Raw genomic sequence first — 24,494 nt, forward strand, 5'->3', positions numbered from 1 at the left:
CCGCCAGCGTTCATCCTGAGCCAGGATCAAACTCTCAATTTAAAAGTTTAATCTATACTCATATTACTTATAAAAGAATTGCTGGTTTATGTTAATATCTTCTGTTTAATTTTCAAAGACCATATCATCTAAGCTTTGTTTATCGCTTGCTCTTGATGACGATATTTATCATAACATAATTAAACCTTTGTTTTAATATAAAAATTTCCATTTTAAAAAAATATTTTTATTTTTCTCTTTTTTTCATAATATTACTCTTTTTTTTATCTATTGATACACTAGGTTCAGTTTAATATTAAATTTTGTAAAAATAAACTTATTATTGTCGAATTTATTTAAAGTAAAATCATTTATACCTAATAAAAAATAAAAAAGCCTAATTTTAAGGCTTTTTTATTTTTTATTAAATTGAAAATTTAAATATTATTCCAATTAAGGCTGAAAATATTATATATATAATTGGTGATTTCTTATATTTTCTTATTAAAAAAAATAAAACTACTGCTAAAATTAAAGCTTTAGTTGAAAATAAATCTAATAAATTATTTGTTTCTATATATTTATTTAATGTTAAAATAGATATTTTTACTATTTCAAAGCCAGCAGCTAATAATAATCCTGTAGAGGCTGGTCTTAATCCATAAAAACAATTTTGAACTATTTTATTATCTTTAAATTTAGATAATACTCTTGCAACTAATAAAATTATTATAATAGAAGGCACTATTATTCCAATAGTTGAAGTTATAGCTCCTAATACTCCATCAGTTGAATAACCTACATATGTTGCCATATTAATCCCCATAGCTCCTGGCACTGATTGAGAAATAGCAATCATATTTGCAAGGTCAGTATGAGTAAACCAATTTGTTTTATCAGATAAATTATATAAAAATGGTATTGTAGCAGCTCCTCCTCCAACAGCAAAAAGCCCAATCTTAAAAAATTCTAAAAATAGCCTAATTAATATCATTTATTTTTACCTCCAATAGACTTTAAAACTACTCCAGCTATTCCAGCTAATATTACATAAAGAACAGGAGATATGTTTGTAAATATTGAAAATACAGCTACTAATAAAAAAATAATTCCTGTTTTTATATCAATTACAGAAGTTTTTATTAAGTTTATTGCAGTATTTAAAATTAAAACTGCTACACAAACCCTAATTCCTGCAAAGGCATTTTTTACTATAGGTAAGTCTGAAAAATTACCAATAAATGTTGCAATTATTGTTATCATTATTAATGAAGGAGTTACAAATCCAAGAGTTGCAAATATTCCTCCAATATTTCCTTTTCTTTTTTGTCCAATAAATGTTGCAGTATTTACAGCAATAACTCCTGGAGTACATTGACCAATGGCATAATAATCCATAAGTTCTTCATTAGTAATCCAATTTCTCTTTTCTATTATTTCTTTTTGTAATATTGGAAATAATGCATATCCTCCTCCAAAATTCATAAAACCTAACTTTACAAAAAGCAAATATAAATTTATTAAATCTTTCATTTTAAAAACTCCTCCTTAATTGTATAAATTAATTTATAAAAGCTCTAATTATTATAAAAATAAAAAATTAAAAGTAATATAACTTATAATTATCATTTTATTATAAGTTATATTACTTAGATTAAAATATAAATTTTTATTTAAATATAAAAGATAAAGTCTATTTTATATTCTCTAATAATGCAATTAAGAACTCATAACATCTTTTTACTGAATCTATTTTAAAATGCTCCTTTGCTGTATGAACATCAAATATATCAGGTCCAAAACTTATCATATCCAAATCTTGACCCATTTTTTCTTTAAAAATTCCACATTCAAGTCCTGCATGAAGAGTTGTTACTTTTGGATTTACTCCAAATAATTCTTTGTATGTCTTAAAACTTAAATCTTTTATTTTTGAATCTTTTTCATATTTCCACTCTGGATAATCTCCTTCTTTTTTTAAAGTAAAGTCCATAACTTTACATAAAGCTTCTATTTCATCTACCATACTTGTTTTTTTGCTCTTTACTGAACTTCTTATATCTGTAATAAACCTAATTTTATCTTTTTCTAATTTAACTATTCCTAGATTTAAACTACTCTCTACAACATCTATATCTTGACTCATTGCTCTTAATCCATCTGGTATTAATATTAAAAAGTTTATTAAATCTTCTGTAGATTTTTTATCAAGTTGATTTTTAAATAAACTAACTTCTTTTAATTCCTTAAACTTAATTTTTATTTCACTATCACTTACTTTAAATTCTTCTTTAAAATCTTTTTCTAACTTTAATAAAATTTCTTTAGCTTTATCTATATATTCTTTATTTAATGAAATCTTACAATTACAGCTTTGAGGTATAGCATTATGCTTTGTTCCGCCTTCAATAGAAACAATATTAAAAGGAATTTCCTTTTTTATGTTATTTAATATTCTTCCCATAACTTTATTTGCATTTCCTCTTTTTTTGTGTATCTCCATTCCAGAGTGTCCACCTCTTAAGCCAGACACTTCTATATCTAAAATTTCTCCAGATGAATTTTCAAAATAAACCCTTTTCTCTGGATAAAGCATTATTCCCCCAGCACATCCTGCTATAAATACTCCTTCTTCCTCTGCATCTATATTTAATAATATCTTTCCATTTAAATTAGAAGCATCTAAAAAACTAGCTCCCCCCATAACAGTTTCTTCTTCTGTAGTTGCTACAAACTCTAAAGCTGGATGTTTTATATCTTTAGAATCTAAAATTGATAATGCATATGCTATTGCTATACCATCATCGGCACCTAAAGTAGTATCTGTTGCATATACAAACTCATCATTAACTATTCTTAAATTTAAAGAATCCTTTTTAAAATTATGATTACTTTCTTTTGTTTTCTCACATACCATATCCATATGTCCTTGTATTATAACAGTAGGTGCATTTTCATATCCTTTTGTAGCCTCTTTTTTAATTATTACATTTAGAGCTTTATCTTGAATAAAAAAAAGATTTCTTTCCTTTGCAAACTTTACTAAGTAATCACTAAGTTCTTTTTCATTTCCAGAATCATGTGGTATTTTACTTATCTCCTCAAAAAATCTAAAGACATTTTTAGGTTCTAAATTTTTTAGTACTCCCATATTACTCCTCCTAAATTTGTTTCAATTTTTTTATATTATGTTAAGTCATATTAATATATTTTTATAATATCATCTTATTAAGTTATTTAGAAATCTTTTATATTTTAAATAAATCTATTTGAACATATTTACCTTTTAATTTTAAAAATCAATTACAGATAAAAATAAATAAAGGGTTACAAATTATTTGTAACCCTTTATCTATTGGTGCACCTAGCAAGATTCGAACTCGCGACCTGTGGATTCGAAGTCCAAAGCTCTATCCAACTGAGCTATAGGTGCTTAATTTTCTTAATAAAAAAAGATAACCAATTATTGGTTATCTTTAGAATGGAGCGGGTACCGGGAATCGAACCCGGGTATCCAGCTTGGAAGGCTGGTGTTCTACCATTGAACTACACCCGCATATTGGAGCGGAAGACGGGACTCGAACCCGCAACTTTCACCTTGGCAAGGTGACACTCTACCATTGAGTCACTCCCGCATTTTAATATTAAATTTAATTGGTGCAGATGAAGGGAGTCGAACCCCCACGCCGTAGGCGCTAGATCCNATCCAGCTTGGAAGGCTGGTGTTCTACCATTGAACTACACCCGCATATTGGTCGGGGTGACAGGGATCGAACCTGCGACCTCATGGTCCCAAACCACGCGCGCTCCCATCTGCGCCACACCCCGAGAGGTTTCTCTCACCGCTACTCTCTCGCGACGACAATAGTTATTCTACAGTATAGTTATTATTATGTCAACACTTTTTTCAAAGTTTTTTTTAAAAAATTTATCGAAACCTCTAAAACCTTGATAAACTCTAACTTTAAAGATAAAAAAAGCTAATAAAAATAGTTTCTTTTATCTTTATTAGCTATTATTTTTAATATAATTTTACTTAAACTGAGAAAAAGTTAACCTTTATATTTCCTTCATCCACATCCATAAAAGCTATACTTGCATCTCCATCTTTTGGTAAAGAAGGACTCCCTGGATTTATTATATAAATATTTTCTTCTTTTAAAGCCATTTTTTTATGAGTATGACCAAAAATAACTCCATCTACTCCTAATTCTAAAGCTCTATAATATAACTTATCTAAAGAAAATTTAACTCCATATTTATGTCCATGAGTTATTAAAAATTTTTTCCCTTCAAGTTCAATTACATCCTCTACTTTTCCCTCTGATTCATAATCACAATTTCCTAAAACAGCATAAACTTTACCTTGAAATCCTTCACTTAAAAGTTTAACATCTCTTATATTATCTCCTAAATGTATTAAAGCATCTGAATCATTTAGCAAAGTTTTTATGTATTCTAAAACATTATCAAGTCCATGTGTATCACTAACTATAGCAACTCTCATCTTATTTCCTCCTATTTTACTATAAGTTCTAATTTCTCTTTTAGTTTATTTAAGGCTCTACCCCTATGGCTAATAGAATTTTTTTCATCTGAAGTCATTTCTGCAAAAGTCTTTTTATACTCTGGCACAAAAAATAAAGGGTCATATCCAAAGCCATCATTTCCACTTAATTTATCTAAAATAATGCCATAACTTTTCCCCTCTGCAACTATCTTTTCTCCCTTATCATTAACTGCAACTATAACACATGTAAAATTAGCTTTTCTATTATCTTCCTTAACATTTTTTAATTCAGATAAAAGTTTTTCATTATTTTTAGCATCATTTCCATGTTCTCCAGCATATCTTGCTGAATATATTCCTGGTTCTCCATTTAAATAATCAACCTCTAAACCAGAATCATCAGCTATAACAATAAAATTATTTTCTCCTCTTTTTAATAAGTATTTTCTTATTTCATTTGCTTTTTTAAAGGAGTTTTCTTCAAAGCTTTTACCATCCTCCTCAACATCTATATCAATATTTGCTTCTTTTAAGGATAATATATTTAAATCAAAATCTTTTAATATTTCCTTTATCTCTTTTATCTTATGTGAATTATTACTTGCTAATATAAGTTTTTTCATATTAATCTCTCCCTGTTCCAATCCATAAAGAATCTGTTTTTAAAGAATCTTTTTGACATTGTATAATTTGTTTTGCTCCCTTTTCAGCAATTTTAAGAAGCTCATCTAATTCTTCTCTTGAAAAAGGACCTTGCTCTCCTGTCCCTTGAATCTCAATAAACTTTCCTTCCTCTGTCATTACAACATTCATATCAACTTTAGCACTACTATCTTCTTCATAACATAAATCTATAACTGTTTCTTCATCCACTATACCTACACTTATAGCACTTACAAAACTTCTTATAGGATATACATTAAAAGGTTTCTTTTTATGAAGTTTATTTACAGCATCAACTAAAGCAATAAATGAGCCATTTATTGCTGTTGTTCTTGTGCCACCATCTGCTTGTATTACATCACAATCTATCCAAATAGTTTTTTCTCCTAAGGCTTTCATATCAACTACAGACCTTAAAGCCCTTCCTATAAGCCTTTGAATTTCCATAGTTCTTCCTTCTATCCTTAATTTGCTAATATCTCTTGCTTTTCTAACTTGAGTACTTCTAGGAAGCATATTATATTCAGCAGTTATCCAGCCTTCTCCTGTCCCCTTTAAAAATTGTGGAACTTTTTCCTCTATTGAAGCAGTACATAATACTTTTGTATCACCAACTTCTATTAAAACAGAACCTTCAGCATACTTAGTAAAATTTCTTGTTATCTTAACAGGTCTTATTTGTCCATTTTTCCTTCCACCACTTCTCATTTATTATCTCCTTACCTTTTAAAATTGTCTTAAACAAAATTAATCATAAGAATAGTATATTTCTTATTTTATTCTTAATCAATATTACCTAAATCACAAAAACTATTAATAAAATAACAATTTATTAATTCAAAATTCACATAAAAGTATTATATACTTATTAGGTAATATTTATAATAAAAATTCATATTAATATATATAAGAAATATTATTATGAGGTGAACTTTTTGAAATATATAAATTCCCTTCTTAAAGTGAATTCTCTTTCAAAAGAAGAAATAGAATCTCAACTGCTTTTTCTTTCAAAAGAAGCTATAAATCATATAGTTCTTGAATCTAGATGTGGTATATCTATAAATTATAAAAATATTAAAGAAAATTTCAAAAAAGATGAAATGAATTTCTTCAAAAATAATAATCCTTTAATTTGTATATATAAAAAAGCTAAACCTAATATATACTCTTCTAAATATTCTAAAACTTGGGATGATACTACATTTAAAAAAGAAATTCCTATATCATCAAATGCTTTAATGACCCTTTCTCTTTTAAGACTTTCTTCATACTATGAAGAATTTAAAGATAAAGAAAACTCCTTATATAAAAAAGCTATCTTTTATAGAAATTTAAGCAAACTTCAATTAGATTTTTATTATACCCATTTAAGAGATTCTGAAGGATTTTTTGTAGACAAAAAAAATAATGATTCTTCTAATAAACATCAACTAACTTTAAGTGAAATTGATAAAGAAATCTGTTATAGCGACCAAGCTTTTATGATGTTAGCATACTATATGTATAGCAAACTAAATCCTTCTGACAAAGATAGTCCAGCTTATGAAGATTTTGCACTTCAAATATTAAATATGTTTATAAACTTTAAGGATAAAATATATTCTTTATCTCTAAATGAATGTTGTAAAATAAATTACTGTTTAAATAATATGTTTTCTTATGATAAAAATGAAGAATGTAAGACTTTAATTTTAGATTTATCAGACTTTATACTAAATAAATATAAAGAATCAAATAATACATTTTCAAATATTGAAACCACAGCTCTTATAGCTATAAATCTTTATTTAAGTTATAAAAATACAAACATATTTTTATTTAAGGATGCTTACTTAGATTTAATTGAGCTTTTCATAAATATGTTCAATGAAGAAAAGGAATTGCTTTTAAAAGGAGCTGATAAAAAAGAATATAAATATTCAAATATAGAAATTTGTTTATATATAACTAATCTTATTTTAAATTATGACTTAGAAGAAGATTTTAAAAAGAAAAATCAAGTTATTCTTTCTAAGTTCTATAAAAATTATATTATAAATTCTGGTCTTGTAACTAGCTTCCCTGAAGCTCCTGATTTATCATCACAGGAAAGATATATGAATTTTTCCATTAAAGAAGGAAGAAAAATTGAGGAAAGTTATTTTAGAATGAATAATGTAACATCTCCTTTACTAGCTGGTCTAGCTCCTATTTTTATTAAGAATGTAAAATATTCAACTAAGAAATCAATATTTATAGCAGATAAAATAACCTTTGATAGTACAAAAAATATGTTTATCTTCTTTATCTTTATTAATAGTTTCCTTGATAATTATATAAGATTTGTTAAAAAATCTGAGGAAATAGAAAATATAAAAAACATAGAATCTAAAACTTTAGAAAATACTAAAAATAAAGAAAATCTTTCTGAGGACAATAACAGTACTAATCTAACTGTAGAAAATACTTTAGAAGATATCTGTAATGAAGTTAATGAAAAAGCTTCTCCTAATCCTTCTTGTATTAATAAAGATGAAGAATTTGAAGATACAAGCTTAGATAAGCAAAGTGAAAAAATATTAGAATCTACTGACTTACTTTAAATAAAAAAATATAAAACTTATAGATTTAGAATACAGTTATCTTTATCTATAAGTTTTATATTTTTTATATAAATTTAACTACTATATTTAAATATTAAATTTCCAAGACCATCAATAAACAAGTACTTGACCTTAGGTGATTTAAACCAAATGTCATTTTTCAAATATAAACTACTATAGCTTAAATTTAACTTTTCTTTTTCTTCTCCATTATTAGAATCTTTTAATTCCCTATTTTCATCATTCTCTTTTTCACTTATTTTATTTAATTCATTAAGGTTTATCTCTTTAAAAGTAATTGTAAAATCTCCTTTATTAATCTTCTTCTCTATATCTTCTTCATAAATTTTAACAGATGCCTTTATAAATAACTCCTCCTCTAAGAAGCTTTTTAAACTTTCTGCTAAAATTTTATCTTCTTCACTTTCTCCTATAATTATTTTAATATTTTCCTCTTTAAATTCCCTTAAAATTTTCTTAGCTTCTTCTTTTACATTATTTCTTTTTACTAAAAATTCATCATCACTTTCTTTTTTAGCATTATAACTTTTTATAATATTAAAATCCTCTTTACTATTTAAACTTTGAACTTTTAATTCTCCTATTATATTTTTTAATATAGGAGATTCCATAACCAAAACTTCCATAATATTTTGGATTGCTTTGATAAAGGCATCATCTTTGCTATTTATAAGCATGAGCTTTAAATTATTATTTGTATATTTTGTAGATTCTTTATATAATTCTATTTCTTCTGAATAAATAATAGGTGGATTTTTCAATACATCTACTTTTTGTAAATTAAATGCAGCTAATTCTAGCTCTCCTTCTGTTTTTTCTTTAAAAGATATATTCTTTAACTTTAATTCTTCTTTGTTATAGGGATTTTCTTTTAAATTAACTACCCCTTCTTCACTTATATCTTTTAAAATATAAGAACCCGTATAAGATATTTCTTTAAAAGAATTTTTATAATCACCTAAGGGTTCATTAAAATCCCTTAATCTATAAATAGGTTTGGCTAAATTTTTAAGAAAGTTATCATCCTTATTATTCATTCTAAAAACTAAAGTGTAATCATCAATAGCATTTATAGCCACTTCACTAAATTCTATTTTTCCTTCTCTATAATCTTTAACACCATATATACTATATAATTCTTTGCTTTTATAATTTTTATTCTTAGGGCTTAGTAAATCACGAAAAAACAATTGAAAATCCTTAGCTTTTATATTTTCTCCATTACTCCACTTAATACCCTCTTTTATTTTAAAAGTATATTCTAAGAAATTATTACTAATTGTCCATCCTAAAGCAAGGTCTGGAATTGGCTCCCCCTGCTCATTTAATTCTAATAGTCCAGAAAATAAATTTACTATTAAGTCCTCTTCTCCTTTATTTAAATTTTCCATAGGGCTTAAACTTTGTGGCAAATTATTTATAGCATAAACAATATTATCCTCTTCTAAAAATTTATCTTCCTCTAAAAAAGAGCTTACATCTACATAACTTTTAGCTATACTAAAGCTAAAAAAACATATTATTAAAAATATAAACAAAAGTATCTTTTTCATTTAAATATCTCCTTTAATAAGCTGTCCCTCTAAATTATTGACAAGTCAAAAAAAAGAAATACAATTTAATTAATACTTTTAAAAAATTTAATATTTTTAATTATATACTTAGCTAGTAAAAAGATTTAAAAGTTATTTTATCGTAAGATATATGATTATGCTTTTTCTTTTTTATCCACCTTATTTTAATTATAAAATTTTTCCCATCTAAAAGTTTAACCTTGTTTATAAATTTATCTGCTTCTTGTATATTATAAACATCTTGTTGAAAAACCCCTGTTGTTATATATACTCCCTTATCTATTTTTTCTCTTTTCAAAATCTCTATAAATTTATAATAATCATAAGTTGTAATAGCCAAGGCTTTATGGAAAATTATTAAAGTACTTTTTTTATAAGAATTTATTTTAACAATAAGTTCTCTATTATTACTCTCAATTATTTCATAATTTAAATTTTCACTCTCACACTCCTTACTTATGATTTGAGTAACTTTTTTTATTGAAATTTTTCTAAATTTCATTAAGGACTTTTCTATATTTTTTGAATTAATAATTGTATAAAAAGACTTCAGCATTACTATTCCCCTTATTTATTACTTAATAAAAGTATATGTTTTATTGTAATAATTATTTAATACTATTTATAAGTAGTGTTATGGTATAATTTACTTATTATTTATATGGAGGTAGAATAAATGACCCTAGTAGTTCAAGTTGTTGCTATAGTATTTATGCTAATAATGATTTTTCTAGGAATATGGACCTTTGTATTAGTTAACAAAGCCTATAGACAAATAAAATATAAAAATTATTTACTTGAAAAAATAGCACACAATATCTCTTTAATAAGAAATAAAGAAAAAATATTTGACAACTTAGACTCAATGGATGATTCAGTTTCTTATGCTGAAATAAAAGAAAATCTTTTAAAAAAAGATAAAAACATGAGCTAAAATAAAATGAATATAAATTATTAAATTTCTTTATAAAGAAAAAAGCTATGCCTTTTAGCATAGCTTTTCTTTTATATCATATTTTCAAATTCTTCTTCACTTAATATAGTTACACCTAAATCTTTAGCTTTATCATATTTAGATCCTGCTGCTTCTCCAGCTATTACAAAATCTGTTTTCTTACTTACACTCCCTGAAACCTTTGCTCCTAATGCCTCTAATTTTTCTTTTATTGATGTCCTTGAGTAATTTTTCAAAGTTCCTGTAACAACTACTGTTTTCCCCATAAAGCTACTTTCTAAAACTTCTTTTTTCTCATAATGAGGATTAACTCCAAGAGATAATAATTCATTTATAACTTTTAATGTTCTCTCTTCCTTAAAAAATTCTATTATACTTTTAGCAACTATATCTCCAACATCTTGAACAGAAACTAATTCTTCAAAGGTAGCTTTTTCTATATTTTCTAGAGATTCAAATCTTTTAACCAAATCTTTAGCTGTTTTTACTCCTACATTAGGAATACCTAAAGAATATAAAAAAGCTTCTAAAGTACAATTTTTACTTTTTTCTATAGCATCTAAAAGATTTTGTGCTTTTTTAGGACCAAACTTTTCTAAACCTAATAATTTGTCGTACTCTAATTTATAAAGGTCTGATATATCTCTTATATCTAACTTTTCAAATAATTGTTCTGCTGTCCTTTCTGAAAAACCAGCTATATTCATAGCTTCTCTTCCTGCAAAATGAACTATAGTTTTAACCATCTGAGGTTTACATCCTAAAGTATTTTCACAATAAATGTGAACCCCTTCATGAACTAAATGAGCTCCACAAGCTGGACAAAACTTTGGTTCTTCAATTTCCTTTGTACCTTCTAAACTTTCAGGCACAACTCCCATTATTTCTGGAATTACATCATTACTTCTTCTTACAAAAACATAAGCTCCAAGTCTTACTCCTTTTCTAGCTATGTCATCCATATTATTTAAGGTGGCTCTTTTAACTGTAACTCCTGCTAATTCTACAGGTTCTAATATAGCTGTTGGAGAAACTCTTCCACTTCTTCCAACATTCCATTCAACATCTAAAAGTTTAGTTGTAGCTTCTTGAGCCTCAAATTTATATGCAATTGCCCATTTAGGAAATTTAACTGTATATCCTAATAACTCTCTAGTTTTTATATCATCTATTGCTATAACTAAGCCATCTATATCGTAATTTAATTCAAATCTAATATCTCTTATGTAGTCAATCTCTTTTTGAATTTCCTCTAAACTTTCACATTCTTTAAGATAATCATCCATTGGAAACCCTTTTTCTTTTATGAAATGTAACATTTCCATATAAGTTTTAAAAGGTCTACCTTCCTTATAACCAATATCATAAAAGAAAGCTGATAAATTTCTCTTAGCTGTTTCTAAGACATTTAAATTTCTTAAAGCTCCTGCAGCTCCATTTCTTAAATTTTTAAGGGGAGTATCTGTTTCTCTATTATATTTTTCAAAAGCTTCCTCTGTCATAATTGCCTCTCCATGAATCTCTAAAAAGTCATGACAGTCAATTTTTAAAGGAATACTTTTTATTGTTTTAACTTGAGCTGTTACATCTTCTCCAACAGTTCCTGTTCCTCTAGTAGCACCAGTTACTAAAACTCCATTTTCATCATAAGAAAGATTAATTGTTAATCCATCAAACTTTTTTGTCAAAACGTATTTTAGTGGTGGTAATTCTTCCTCTGCTGTCTTATTATATTCTTCAATAAACTTAATATTTTTATTGTGCCACTCTTTAATTTCCTCTAAAGTTTGAGCTTTATCTAAACTCCAAAGTCTTGCCTTATGAGTATATTTTTTAAACTCTGGAAGAATTACATCACCAACTCTTTGAGTAGGTGAATATGGTAATTTATATCCTGTTTCCTTTTCTAACTCTACTAATTCATAGTATTTTTTATCATAATCTTTATCTGTTATTGAAGAATTTCCTAAAACATAATATTCATAGGCATACTTATTTAACTCTTCAACTAACTCTTCTATTAATTTTTTCTTATCCATCTTACTCATCTACTCCTTATTAAAGTAAATATATATTAAAGAAGTTCAAGCTTTGCAAAACTAAACATTAAATGCTTAACTCCTTGACTATCAAAAGCTATTGTAAGCTTATAATCATCTCCAACTTTACTTTTTGTTATTAAAGTACCTACTCCAAATTTAGTATGTTTAACTTTTCTTCCAATGGTTAACTCATTTATTTCTATATTATCTGAAGATTTCTCTGATAAAGTTTTATTTAAAACTTCTTTAGCCTTAGAAAAACTCATTTCTCCTCTAAGACTATGAGGATTATAACTTTTTCTTGTTTCTCCATAAACTTTAGAATTATTTTTAAAAGAATCTACTGATGATTTCTCTTTATTATTTATATATTCCTTCAAATTAGATGGAATTTCTGAAATAAAATCAGATTGTCCATAGGATACCATTTTACCAAATATCATCCTTGTTTCTGCAGATGTCATATAAAGTTTTTCTTCAGCTCTAGTTATTCCAACATAACAAAGCCTTCTTGCTTCTTCCATTTGACTATCTTTATCAAAACAAACTGCACTTGGGAATATTCCATTTTCCATTCCTACTAAAAATACAACTGGAAATTCTAATCCCTTTGAACTGTGAACAGTCATAAGCATTACATAATTATCTTCATTTTCTAAATCATCCATATCTTGAACAAGGGCAACCTTCTCTAAATAAGCAGATAATGATTTATCTTCTTCATTGCTCTTTTCAAATTCAACTGCATCAGAAACTAATTCTTCTAAGTTCTCTATTCTACTTTGGTCTTCTATAAGCTTAGAATCTTTAAGAGATTTTAAATATCCTGTTTTTTCTAAAACATATTCAATTAATTGAGAAACACTTAATTGCTCTGACATTACTAATATTTCTTCCATCATAGCAATGAATTTTTTAATAGGATTTATACTTCTAGCTGTTAATCCTGGTACATAATCAACATCTAATAAAACATTATATAAAGTATCTTCTATATCATTTGCATGATTTTGAAGCTTCTCTACAGTAGTATCTCCAATACTTCTTTTAGGAACATTTATTATTCTTCTTAAACTTATGGAATCCTTAGGATTAACTATTATTTTTAAGTATGAAAGAATATCTTTTATTTCTTTTCTATCATAAAATTTTAACCCTCCAAAAATTTTATAAGGTATTCCTGCTCTTCTTAAAGCCTCCTCAAAATTACGGGACTGTGCATTAGTTCTGTAAAGAATGGCAAAGTCTTTATAGTTATATCCCTTATCATTTCTTAATTTTTCTATTTCTGAAACCACAAAAGAAGCTTCCATTTTATCTGAATAAGCTCTATAAATACTTACCTTTTCTCCTTCAGCTTTTTCAGTTCTTAAAACCTTAAATTTTCTCTCTGCGTTGTTTCTTATAACTTTATTAGCAGCTTCTAGTATATTTCCCTTTGACCTATAATTTTGTTCTAGTTTAATAACTTTAGCCTCTGGATAATCCTTTTCAAAATCTAAAATATTTCTTATATCTGCTCCTCTCCAAGCATAAATACATTGGTCATCATCACCAACTACACAGATATTTTTATATTTATCAGCTAAAAGCTTAACAAATTCATACTGTGCTTTGTTTGTATCTTGATATTCATCAATCATAATATATTTAAATTTATTTTGATAAAATTCTAATACATCTTTATGTTTTCTAAATAACTCAACAGTTTTAACAATTAAATCATCAAAATCTAAGGCATTATTTTCTTTTAATTTTTTTTGATATAAAAGATATGCCTCTGCAATTTTATTTTTTCTAAAATTACTTTCATTCTCTCTTTTAAAACTTTCAGCACTTTGTATATTATCTTTAGCTTTTCCTATAGTACCTAAAATCTCTAAATCACTTATATCTTTATCATTAATATTAAGTTCTTTCATAACTATTTTTATCAAAGTTTTTTGATCTGATGAATCATATATTGTAAAGTCTTTGCTGTATCCTAATTTATCTATTTCTCTTCTTAAAATTCTTACACAGGATGAATGAAAAGTTGATATCCACATATTATCTGCAACTTCTCCAACTAAAGATTTTACTCTCTCTCTCATCTCACCTGCTGCTTTATTTGTAAATGTTATTGCTAATATATTATAAGGCTTTATATCATTTTCTATCATATATGCTATTCTATGTGTAAGTACTCTAGTTTTTCCAGAACCTGCTCCTGCTAATATAAGTACTTGACCCTCAATTGTAGTTGCTGCTTCATATTGTTCCTTATTAAGCAAGCTTTTTAAATCCATTAAATCACTCCTCTTCCTACAATAAAACTAAACTTTATTATACCATATAAATCTACATATTATCTTGTATATAAATATTATTATTTTAAATACACAAAAAATAAATGACCATTTAAAAGATGGCCATTTATTCAAATAATTACATTATAATAATATATTTTTATAAACTAATTATAATAATTTAAATATCAAAAGACTTTTTTATTTCAAATAAATAAAAAATAGATATTTTTCTTGCAAAATTAAACAAATAAAAAACGCAACCCTTGGGGCTAGGTTGCGTTTCAGCAATAAGCAATAAATAAAAAGGGGGCTATTTATTCCTTTTATTTATCCTCGCACAACTATTATATTAGATGTTTACTTAAATTGCAAGTAATCTAATATCTTTTTTGCAAGTTTTCCTACATGAATTTTTCCTTAACAATCGTTCAAAATTAAACAGTTAAAAATTTTTGTAAAGTATCGCTAATTCGCTTTCTGAAAGCTCTTTATATTCGCCTTCTTCTAAATTTTCATCTAGTTCAAGATTTCCAAAAGAAATTCTTTTAAGATAAGTAACTTTCTTACCTCTAGCTTCAAACATTCTTTTTACTTGATGATACTTTCCTTCTTGAACAGTAACTTCAACTTTAGATGAATCCTCTAAATTTTCTATTACTTTAAGCTTTGCACTCATACATTTATAACCATCATCTAAAGTTACTCCATTTTCAAAAGATAAAATATCCTTCTCTGTTATTGGAGCATTTATCTCTGCATAATAAACTTTGTCTACATGATATTTAGGTGATATTAACTTATGATTTAAATCACCATCATTAGTTAATAATAATAATCCTACCGTATCCTTATCAAGTCTTCCTACAGGAAAAGGTTCAAAAACTTGATCTTCCATGTATAATAAATCAATAACAGTTTCATCTCTTTTATCATAAGTTGCAGAAATAACTCCTGCTGGTTTATTCATCATTAAATATATGTACTTTTTATATTCTACTTTTTCTCCATTTATAATTATAATATCTTTCTCTGGATCTACTTGAAGTCCACTATCTTTAACCTTTTCATCATTAACTGTAACAAAGCCCTTTTTAACAACTTGCTTTATTTCTTTTCTAGTTCCATAGCCTAAATTTGACAAAACCTTATCTAATCTTTCCACTAAGTAATCACTCCTTAAAAATCACATTTATATCTGTGGTTAGTATAAAGCAAAGCTTAATTAATTACAACTTATTATAAATTAAAATAAATAAGACTCTATTTTCTTATAAATATTTATTTTAGATAAATATTATGTAAAATAGAATCTTAATAAATTTTCTTATATTTTTATTTTACCTTAAATTCAAAAATATCATAGTCCTCATAAGAACACTTCTTATAATAACTCTTACTTAAAACTAAGATTTTATATTTCCCTGGAACATAAGGCCTGAAAGAGTAATAACTTTTTCTACTATATTTTTGAACTAAAGACCAGTTTCCATTTATCATTATATAATACTCATAACAAACTCTACTTCCACCTTCACATTTAGTATAAAAATTTATTTCTTCATTTATTTTAAATTCATTTTCAGAAGAAACTACTTTAGTATTTGTAATAGGTAAAGCTTCACTTACATAAAATTTTATTTCTCTCTTTGAATCAAAGCCCTCTTCACATTTAACATTTTTAGCAAAAACATCAATTGTATATTTTCCTGGACATTTTGGAGAAACTTTAAACTTTTTGCTTTTTATATAATCAGTTTCTTCAACAGTTTGTCCATTAACTTTAGTAACATACTTAACTTTTATTTGCCTAGTATTTTGTACTATAACTTCAATTTCAATATCATCTCCAACTAGAAAATACTCCTTAGCTGGCACTAAAATATGTTCAATCTTTCCTTCAACATAATCTCTAACCTTTAGATTTAAAACAGTATGAACATCATATTCCTTTTTTGAATACTTATCTTTTACTCTTACCTCTAATTGATAATTTCCTTTTACTTTTGGAATAAATTCTACCCAATTATTATTTCCAAAATCAATTTTTTCTAATAAATCTCCCTCTTTGAAAATCAAAAATGAATATTTTAAATCAGATGAACCTTCAGCATTTACCTTAAGTTTTACTATTTCATTTGTTATTGGAGCTTTATCCTTATCAAAAATTAATTCCTTTATTCTTATTGATTTTTTATGTTTTTTCTCAATTTTATAATTTAGTTTTGATTCAATTTCATAATCACCTATAAAAGCCTCATCTTTAACCCAAAGAGTTATTTTATAATTACCTTCCTTTTTAGTATTCCATTTAAAGTTATTACTTTTTATATATCCAGTATCTTCTGATATTTCTCCATCAATTTTAAATCTATATAAAAGACTACTTCCACCTTCAACTATAGCTTTAATATCTATTATTTCTCCTCTTTCCTGAGGAGAGCTTAAATCTGTTGTAAAACTTCTAAGTTGTAAAGCTTCATAAGGTTTTACTTCATAAACCATAACTGCTCTATCATCAAATTCTTTATTAGAATACATGTCTCTTATTAGACATAAAAGTTTATATTTTCCTTCTTTAAATTCCTTAAAAGTAACTGTTTTATTTGAAGAAAAATCTTGTATACAAGTTCTGCTTCCATCAGGTGAAATCTTAACAAATTTATATAAAGCCGTTCTCTCATCTTCAAAATTTGCTTCCACCTCAAAGGTAAGGTCTGAATTTACAATTAACTTTTTACTTAAATTTAGAAAATTTGTTATTTCAGGTTTTATAAAATCCTTTGCGGTAAATATAACAGTAGCATAATCATCAGCAGCATTTGTAGAGCTAGTTTTCTTACTTTCAATTAAAAACTCAAACTGTCCACTTTCATTTATTGTATAATTTAATTTTTTATCTAGAGTATAATCTTTTACAAGTTGCCATCCATTTTTTCCACTTATGAAAAATCTATTCATTACATCTGATTCACTATTTTCAATTTCTAATTTAGCTTTTTCTCCTATGTTAAATACATCCTTATTAAGATATATTCCCTTTATTAAGCTTTCTTCTTTATAATTAGTTTCTTTATCTTTTTCCTCTGAATTTTTCATAAGTTCTTTAGTATCAAACTTTTCAGTAACTTTATAATCAAAAGGTTTATTAGAATTTTCTTTCTTACCTTGAACCATTATCATATACTCTCCATCTTCATTAGGAGTCCATAAAAATTCATTATCTTTTTCAAATTCCCTTAAGGTTTCCCATATTCCATCTTTCCCTATTAAAATTTTATAATTTAAGTTTTCTTTTGTATTATTTATTATTTTAATTTTTATGAAACTATTATTTAAAGCTTCTAACTCTAAAAGCATTTCTCCCATATTGCTACGCCCCCTAAACCCCTAAACTTATGATAAATAAATTATATTATACTTGTGTTTTTATGTAAATATTTTCTATTTTTATTCCCATAAAACACTTTATTTCTACATTATTTATAAAGTGTATAAAAAAAATTTAAAATGTCTATAATATAGTTAGTGTTAAATGACACTATAAATCTCCTAATTTTATTATATCCATATAATCAAACCATTAAAGAAATCTCAGCCTTTCTGGGATTTCTTTTTAATTTTCAACGTTTTTAAGTATTAGAAGTTCTAAATTTTTATAAAGTCTTTCATCATCCTCAGCTTTTCTCTTATGACTTCCTTTTATTTTACCACCAGCTTTTCTATTCTTTTGTTTTAAATGTCTTTCAAACAATAACCTATCTATATTATTATTGTCATACACATATCCCTTAGGACTTATAGCTAAAGCTCCCTTTCCTAAAGACATTGCAGCTACTCCATAATCCTGGGTTACTACTATATCATTTTCATTGGTATTATTAGCAACATACATATCTACGCTTTGAAAGCCATGGTCTACAATTTTTACCTCTGAATAATCTGAACTTATACTGTGATTTATAGTGCAATAAATTAAAACCTTTATTGAATATTTCTTTCCTACCTCTTCAATTATTTCTCTCCCTGCACATCCATCACCATCTACTATTATTTTCAAAATATTATCCTCCAAAATATTTTTAAAAGGGAAATAACTTATTTATATGTTAAAAAGGAGCCCTTTAAAGAGCTCCCTTTTTTAAACTTAGTTATTATTTTAATCTTTCTTCTAATTCAGCTTTTAAATCTTCAAAGCCTGGTTTTCCAAGTAAAGCAAACATATTTTTCTTATAAGCTTCAACACCTGGTTGGTCAAATGGATTTATTCCTAAAATATATCCACTTATACCACAAGCTTTTTCAAAGAAGTAAACTAATCTTCCGAAATAGTATGGAGTTAACTCTGGAACATTAACAACTATATTTGGAACTTCTCCATCATTATGAGCAACTAAAGTTCCTCTAAATGCTTGTTTGTTAACATAATCCATAGTTTTTCCTGCTAAGAAGTTTAATCCATCTATATTTTCTTCGTTAGCTTCTATAACTATTTCTTCTCTTGGAGTTTCTACATTTACAACAGTTTCAAATATATTTCTTCTACCTTGTTGAATATATTGTCCCATTGAGTGTAAATCAGTTGAGAAGTCAACAGCTGCTGGGAATAATCCCTTGTTGTCTTTACCTTCTGATTCTCCATATAATTGTTTCCACCATTCATTGAAGAAATGAACTGATGGTTCATAGTTAACTAATATTTCTATAGCTTTACCTTTGTTGTATAAAGCATTTCTAGCAACTGCATATTTATAACATTCATTATCAGCTAATGAAGGATTTAAGTATTCTTCTCTAGCATCAGCAGCTCCTTCCATCATTTCATCTATATTTATTCCAGCTGCAGCTATTGGTAATAATCCAACTGCTGTTAAAACTGAATATCTTCCTCCAACATCATCAGGAATTACGAAAGTTTCATATCCTTCAGCATCTGCTAATGTTTTTAAAGCACCTCTCTTAGCATCTGTTGTAGCATATATTCTCTTTCTAGCTTCTTCTTTTCCATATTTCTTTTCCATGTAATCTTTTAAAATTCTGAAAGCTATAGCTGGTTCTGTAGTTGTACCTGATTTAGATATAACATTTAAGCTTACATCTAAACCTTCAATAGCTTTTAATAAATCAACCATATAGCTTGAGCTTATGTTATTTCCTGCATAGAATATAGCTGGTGTTTTTCTCTTATCTTTTGATACTGAGTTATAGAAGTTATTAGTTAACATTTCTATAGCTGCTCTAGCACCTAGGTAAGAACCACCAATTCCTATAACAATTAAAACATCAGAATCGCTTTGTATTTTTTTAGCGGCTTCTTTTATTCTTGCAAATTCATCTTTGTCATAATTAACAGGTAGGTCAACCCATCCTAAGAAATCATTTCCTGCTCCTGTTCCATTATGTAGTTTGTTATGTGCTTGGCTTATAGTTTCTTGCATGTAAGCAACTTCGTGAGATTTTAAATATGGAGCTGCTTTTGATAAATCAACAACTAATCCTTTTTTCATTATTACTACCTCCATTAGCGTTTATAAAATTATTTTATCCACGCCATCAATATATATAATATAATCGCAAAAATAATTAATCCTCCAAAGACCATTGGGAATATTATTGCGTATTGCGCTAACATTATAGCAACCAAATCCTTAAAAGTTGGCTTTTCTTTATCCTTAATTTCTTCCATTAACCTCTCATACTCTTCTTTTTCTTTCCTTCTAGCTATTTCATCTTTAAACCAAAACAAACTAAATCCTCCCATTTACCATCCGTTAATATTTTATCATTTATTATTTGTGTATTACAATACAATCTAAAATTTTTTATATTTTTAATGAAAATTTCTTATATATAGTTATAGTGTAGGAAATTTTATGTCCCTACACTACAAATTTAATTCTAAAATTAAGCTTTTAATTTATTTTTCTTAAAATGTAATTTATTTAATTAAACCAAATGGCAAGCTACAAAATGATTTTTTCCTACACATTTATACTCAGGTGCCTCATTTTTACATTTATCCATAGCATATGGGCATCTAGTATGAAACTTACATCCCCTTGGTGGATTAGCAGGAGATGGAATATCTCCTTTTAAAATTATTCTTTCCCTTTTAATTGTTGGGTCAGGTATTGGAACAGCTGATAATAAAGCCTTTGTATATGGGTGTAATGGATTTTCATAAAGTTCATTTTTAGGTGCTAATTCTACTAAACTACCTAAATACATTACTCCAATCTTATGACATATGTGCTTTACTATACTTAAATCATGAGATATAAAAAGATAAGAAAATCCCATTTCCTCTTGTAAATCCATCATTAGATTTACAATCTGTGATTGTATAGATACATCTAAAGCTGAAACTGGCTCATCTGCAACTATAAAACTTGGATTTAATATTAAAGCTCTTGCTATTCCTATTCTCTGCCTTTGTCCTCCTGAAAATTCATGAGGATATCTTTTCATATGATATCTTGCAAGTCCACATCTTTCTATGGTTTTAGCAACTCTTTCTGGAAGTTCACTTTTACTACATAAGTTATGACTTAAAAGTGCTTCCCCCACTAAAGAATCTACTGATAATCTTGGGTTTAAAGAAGAATAAGGGTCTTGAAATATCATTTGCATTTTAGGCCTTAAGTCTCTAAGTTCTTTCTTTTTAAGAGCAAATATATCTTTTCCTTCAAAATAAACATTTCCCTCTGTTTTTTCAAATAATCTTAAAATCGCTCTTCCTGTTGTTGATTTTCCACAACCTGATTCTCCAACTAATCCTAAAGTTTCTCCTTTATCAATAGTAAAACTAACCCCATCAACAGCCTTTACATTACCAACAGTTTTAGAAAAAACTCCTGCTTTAATAGGAAAGTATTTTTTTAAATTTTCAACTCTTACAACAGTCTTATTCTCCATCTACTTTCCCTCCTTCATATAACCAGCATGAAACTTTATGCCTATTTCCAACATCAATAAGATGTGGTTGCATAGTAGTACATTTTTTCATACATCTATCACATCTTTCATTAAAGTAACAATTATCAGGCATTCCTACTGGATTAGGGACTTGTCCTGGTATTGAATAAAGTCTAGTTTCATTTCCATTTACTGATGGCTTAGATTTAAGTAATCCTTGAGTATATGGATGAAGAGGATTTTTAAATAATTCTAAAACTGGTGCTTCCTCAATAACTTTACCTGCATACATTACAACAACATAATCTGCCATTTCAGCAACAACTCCTAAGTCATGAGTTATTAATAATATTGATGTATTTAATTTTTCTTTAATATCTCTCATAAGGTCTAAAATTTGTGCTTGAATTGTAACATCTAATGCAGTTGTTGGCTCATCAGCTATTAAAAGCTTAGGATTACAACAAACTGCCATAGCAATCATAATTCTTTGTCTCATACCTCCTGATAATTCATGAGGGTAAGACTTTATTATCTCTTCAGCTCTAGCTATACCAATTATTTTTAAAACTTCTATAGCTTTTTTTTCTGCTTCTTCCTTTGATAAATGTTGATGAAGTATTATAGCCTCACATATTTGGTCTCCTATTTTAAATACTGGGTTTAAAGATGTCATAGGCTCTTGGAAAATAACTGAAATATCATTTCCTCTCATATCCATAAGCTCTTGCTCTGTAAATTTTAAAACATCTTTTCCTTCAAAAAGTATTTCTCCACCAACTATTTTTCCTGGAGGACTAGGTATAAGTCTCATAAGAGACATGGCTGTAACAGATTTTCCACAACCAGACTCTCCAACTACACACACAGTTTCTCCTTCTTTTATTTTAAAACTAACGTTATTTACCGCCTTAACAATTCCCTCACCTGTATGAAAGTGAGTTTCAAGATTTTTAAATTCTACTAATGTTTTTGTCATTTCCTTTGCCCCCTTAGACCTTTAGCTTAGGATCTAGAGCATCTCTTAATCCGTCCCCAAAAATATTTATTGATATAACAGTTAAGAATATACATACACCAGGTGGTATCCATAACCACCATCTATTAGTTAAAGTATAGTAATCTTGAGCTGTTTGTATCATATTACCCCAAGTTGGTGTAGGTGGTGTAACTCCAAGACCTAAGAAACTTAAAGATGATTCAGTTAATATTGCTCCCCCAATTCCTAAGGTAGCCGAAACTATAATAACTGCTAGAGTATTAGGTAATAGATGCAAAAACATTTTTCTAGTATCTGATAAACCTAAAGCTTCTGCAGCTTGCATAAATTCTTGTTCCCTTAAAGAAAGAACCATACCTCTTACCATACGACAAGTACCAGTCCAACTAAGAGCACCTATAATAAACATAACTATAAATATTCTATATTCTGGTGGTATTTTTAAATCTGACATTATAGCAGAAACCATTATTAATAAGGATAAAAATGGGAAACACATAAATACATCAACAATTCTCATAATTAAACTATCTATAAATCCACCATAATATCCTGCTAAAATACCTAAACTAGTTCCTATAACTATTGAAATACCAACAGCAACTATACCTATTGAAAGAGAATATCTTCCTCCATACATAAGTCTAGCTAAAACATCTCTTCCTGATTCATCAGTACCTAGCCAATGAGTAGCTGATGGTGCTTGATTTGTTTGTAATAAATCAATGGTTAAATGGTCATGTGGATATACCATAGGACCAATAACTGAAATTAAAACTAAAACTAATAATATAAATAAACCACCTAAAGCTAATTTATTTTTTCTTAATCTTTTAAAAGCTACAGTCCAAGGGCTTTCTATTTTTTGTGTTTTTATTTTTTCAACTCTTATTGCCTCTTCTTTACTCATTAAAAAGCACCTCCTACTTAAGCCTTATTCTTGGATCTACCAATGCATATATAATATCAGCAAGTAAATTTCCTATTAAAACTAATATAGCTAAAGTAAGGTTTATACCCATAAGTAAATAGTAATCTCTATTATTAACAGCACTTAACTGTACTGGACCGATTCCTGGCCAGTTAAATATTTTTTCTGTTAATGTAGCTCCTGAAAATAACCCTGGAATTGACATTCCTAATAAAGTTACAACTGGTATAAGAGCATTTCTTAGAGCATGTTTATAAATAACCACCTTTTCTTTTAATCCCTTTGCTCTAGCAGTTCTTATATAATCTTGTCTAACTACCTCAAGCATACTTGACCTAGTATATCTCATCCATCCACCTACACTTCCAAGTGTTAAAACTATAAGTGGTAAAATCATATGCTTTAGCACATCAAATACATACTTCATCCCCGTATATGCACTACCTGGGGTTGTCATACCCGATATTGGAAATAAATTAAGTTGAACTCCTAAATATTTAATTAAAATAAGACCAAAGAAAAATGACGGCATTGATATTCCCATAAGGGCAAATACCGTAAAAAATTTATCAAAAAATGAATATTGCTTTGTTGCTGAAACTATACCTATTGGTACTGCAATTATAAGTCCCAAAATTAAAGATGCCGCCCCTAAAATAAATGAGTTTGGTATAAACTCTTTCATAACCTCTGCAACAGGTCTTTTATAATAAAAAGATTCTCCTAAAGAACCTTCTGTTACAACTCCTTTTAACCAATACATATATTGAGTTGTTTTTGGCTCATCTAAATGATATTTTTCTCTTATTGCCTGTTTTGTTTCTACACTCATATTTGGATCCATATTTGCTGTAATAGCATCACCTGGTGCCATAGCAAATATGAAGAAAAGTACTAATGATACACCAATAATAGTTGGTATTATTAATAGTATTCTTCTAGTTATATACTGTAGCATACTGTCTTTCCCCCCAATTTTTAAAAATTAGCCTGGATTTTACGTCCAGGCTAATTTCTTCTTAATTTATTAA

General features: G+C 27.2%; 21 protein-coding genes and 5 tRNA genes. 2 read left to right on the top strand and 24 right to left on the bottom strand.

The features are described from left to right. Positions 1-403: 403 nt before the first annotated feature. The 11 genes from AC4FRL_RS08265 to rph all read right to left on the bottom strand — a co-directional run bounded on the left by AC4FRL_RS08265 (position 404) and on the right by rph (position 5,860). The gene (locus AC4FRL_RS08265; RefSeq protein ID WP_491139763.1) at positions 404-973 is read right to left on the bottom strand and encodes a chromate transporter; all 570 of its coding nucleotides are present in this window, start codon (positions 971-973) and stop codon (positions 404-406) included. Further along, on the bottom strand, positions 970-1,512 hold the full coding sequence (locus AC4FRL_RS08270) for a chromate transporter (RefSeq protein ID WP_491139764.1): 543 nt from the start codon (positions 1,510-1,512) through the stop codon (positions 970-972). The genes AC4FRL_RS08265 and AC4FRL_RS08270 overlap by 4 nt, the downstream gene beginning before the upstream one ends. A gap of 160 nt (positions 1,513-1,672) precedes the next feature. Continuing rightward, on the bottom strand, positions 1,673-3,130 hold the full coding sequence (locus AC4FRL_RS08275; RefSeq protein WP_491139765.1) for an aminoacyl-histidine dipeptidase: 1,458 nt from the start codon (positions 3,128-3,130) through the stop codon (positions 1,673-1,675). 205 nt (positions 3,131-3,335) lie between these two features. Then, positions 3,336-3,412, bottom strand: a tRNA-Arg gene (locus AC4FRL_RS08280). A 49-nt stretch (positions 3,413-3,461) separates the two neighbouring features. Then, positions 3,462-3,535 (bottom strand) — tRNA-Gly (locus AC4FRL_RS08285). Between the two features lie 4 nt (positions 3,536-3,539). Then, positions 3,540-3,614, bottom strand: a tRNA-Gly gene (locus tag AC4FRL_RS08290). A gap of 20 nt (positions 3,615-3,634) precedes the next feature. Continuing rightward, a tRNA-Gly gene (locus AC4FRL_RS08295) sits at positions 3,635-3,727 on the bottom strand. Positions 3,728-3,731: 4 nt separating this feature from the next. Continuing rightward, positions 3,732-3,807, bottom strand: a tRNA-Pro gene (locus tag AC4FRL_RS08300). A 208-nt stretch (positions 3,808-4,015) separates the two neighbouring features. After that, complete coding sequence (locus tag AC4FRL_RS08305) at positions 4,016-4,486, bottom strand: metallophosphoesterase family protein (RefSeq protein ID WP_491139766.1); 471 nt, start codon at positions 4,484-4,486, stop codon at positions 4,016-4,018. A gap of 11 nt (positions 4,487-4,497) precedes the next feature. Then, positions 4,498-5,112, bottom strand: a complete 615-nt coding sequence (locus AC4FRL_RS08310; RefSeq protein WP_491139767.1) for an XTP/dITP diphosphatase — start codon at positions 5,110-5,112, stop codon at positions 4,498-4,500. A gap of 1 nt (position 5,113) precedes the next feature. Continuing rightward, positions 5,114-5,860, bottom strand: coding sequence for a ribonuclease PH (gene rph / locus AC4FRL_RS08315; RefSeq protein ID WP_491139768.1), 747 nt, complete (start codon positions 5,858-5,860; stop codon positions 5,114-5,116). Positions 5,861-6,078: 218 nt separating this feature from the next. Here rph and AC4FRL_RS08320 point away from each other — a divergent pair, with 218 nt between their 5' ends. After that, the gene (locus tag AC4FRL_RS08320; RefSeq protein ID WP_491139769.1) at positions 6,079-7,737 is read left to right on the top strand and encodes a hypothetical protein; all 1,659 of its coding nucleotides are present in this window, start codon (positions 6,079-6,081) and stop codon (positions 7,735-7,737) included. Between the two features lie 74 nt (positions 7,738-7,811). Here AC4FRL_RS08320 and AC4FRL_RS08325 read toward each other — a convergent pair whose 3' ends face one another. Together AC4FRL_RS08325 and AC4FRL_RS08330 are read right to left on the bottom strand one after the other, a co-directional pair. After that, on the bottom strand, positions 7,812-9,311 hold the full coding sequence (locus AC4FRL_RS08325) for an ABC transporter substrate-binding protein (RefSeq protein WP_491139770.1): 1,500 nt from the start codon (positions 9,309-9,311) through the stop codon (positions 7,812-7,814). A gap of 112 nt (positions 9,312-9,423) precedes the next feature. Then, entirely contained in the window at positions 9,424-9,888 is a 465-nt protein-coding gene (locus AC4FRL_RS08330) for a restriction endonuclease (protein WP_491139772.1), read from the bottom strand. A gap of 120 nt (positions 9,889-10,008) precedes the next feature. Here AC4FRL_RS08330 and AC4FRL_RS08335 point away from each other — a divergent pair, with 120 nt between their 5' ends. Further along, positions 10,009-10,266 (top strand): hypothetical protein, encoded by a 258-nt coding sequence (locus AC4FRL_RS08335; protein WP_491139773.1) that lies wholly within the window; start codon positions 10,009-10,011, stop codon positions 10,264-10,266. Between the two features lie 71 nt (positions 10,267-10,337). Here AC4FRL_RS08335 and ligA read toward each other — a convergent pair whose 3' ends face one another. The 11 genes from ligA to AC4FRL_RS08390 all read right to left on the bottom strand — a co-directional run bounded on the left by ligA (position 10,338) and on the right by AC4FRL_RS08390 (position 24,421). After that, positions 10,338-12,326 (bottom strand): NAD-dependent DNA ligase LigA, encoded by a 1,989-nt coding sequence (gene ligA / locus AC4FRL_RS08340; protein WP_491139774.1) that lies wholly within the window; start codon positions 12,324-12,326, stop codon positions 10,338-10,340. Positions 12,327-12,361: 35 nt separating this feature from the next. Further along, positions 12,362-14,617 (bottom strand): DNA helicase PcrA, encoded by a 2,256-nt coding sequence (gene pcrA, locus AC4FRL_RS08345; RefSeq protein WP_491139776.1) that lies wholly within the window; start codon positions 14,615-14,617, stop codon positions 12,362-12,364. Between the two features lie 445 nt (positions 14,618-15,062). Continuing rightward, positions 15,063-15,782 (bottom strand): pseudouridine synthase, encoded by a 720-nt coding sequence (locus AC4FRL_RS08350; RefSeq protein ID WP_491139777.1) that lies wholly within the window; start codon positions 15,780-15,782, stop codon positions 15,063-15,065. A 170-nt stretch (positions 15,783-15,952) separates the two neighbouring features. Further along, the gene (locus AC4FRL_RS08355; RefSeq protein ID WP_491139778.1) at positions 15,953-17,986 is read right to left on the bottom strand and encodes a triple tyrosine motif-containing protein; all 2,034 of its coding nucleotides are present in this window, start codon (positions 17,984-17,986) and stop codon (positions 15,953-15,955) included. A 247-nt stretch (positions 17,987-18,233) separates the two neighbouring features. Beyond that, positions 18,234-18,677 carry a YaiI/YqxD family protein gene (locus AC4FRL_RS08360; RefSeq protein ID WP_491139779.1) on the bottom strand — a complete coding sequence of 148 codons (444 nt, stop codon included), beginning with the start codon at positions 18,675-18,677 and terminating at the stop codon, positions 18,234-18,236. A gap of 94 nt (positions 18,678-18,771) precedes the next feature. Continuing rightward, positions 18,772-20,124, bottom strand: coding sequence for a glucose-6-phosphate isomerase (locus tag AC4FRL_RS08365; protein ID WP_491139780.1), 1,353 nt, complete (start codon positions 20,122-20,124; stop codon positions 18,772-18,774). A gap of 29 nt (positions 20,125-20,153) precedes the next feature. Then, positions 20,154-20,363, bottom strand: coding sequence for a hypothetical protein (locus tag AC4FRL_RS08370; protein WP_491139781.1), 210 nt, complete (start codon positions 20,361-20,363; stop codon positions 20,154-20,156). A gap of 200 nt (positions 20,364-20,563) precedes the next feature. Then, positions 20,564-21,532, bottom strand: coding sequence for an ABC transporter ATP-binding protein (locus AC4FRL_RS08375; protein ID WP_491139782.1), 969 nt, complete (start codon positions 21,530-21,532; stop codon positions 20,564-20,566). After that, positions 21,522-22,511: an ABC transporter ATP-binding protein gene (locus AC4FRL_RS08380; RefSeq protein ID WP_491139783.1), complete on the bottom strand. Its 990-nt coding sequence runs from the start codon at positions 22,509-22,511 to the stop codon at positions 21,522-21,524. The genes AC4FRL_RS08375 and AC4FRL_RS08380 overlap by 11 nt, the downstream gene beginning before the upstream one ends. Before the next feature lie 13 nt (positions 22,512-22,524). Beyond that, positions 22,525-23,442: an oligopeptide ABC transporter permease gene (gene opp4C / locus AC4FRL_RS08385; protein WP_491139784.1), complete on the bottom strand. Its 918-nt coding sequence runs from the start codon at positions 23,440-23,442 to the stop codon at positions 22,525-22,527. 13 nt (positions 23,443-23,455) lie between these two features. Next, the gene (locus AC4FRL_RS08390) at positions 23,456-24,421 is read right to left on the bottom strand and encodes an ABC transporter permease (RefSeq protein ID WP_491139785.1); all 966 of its coding nucleotides are present in this window, start codon (positions 24,419-24,421) and stop codon (positions 23,456-23,458) included. Positions 24,422-24,494: the final 73 nt, after the last annotated feature.

This window comes from Clostridium sp. TJA032 (genome assembly GCF_058310275.1).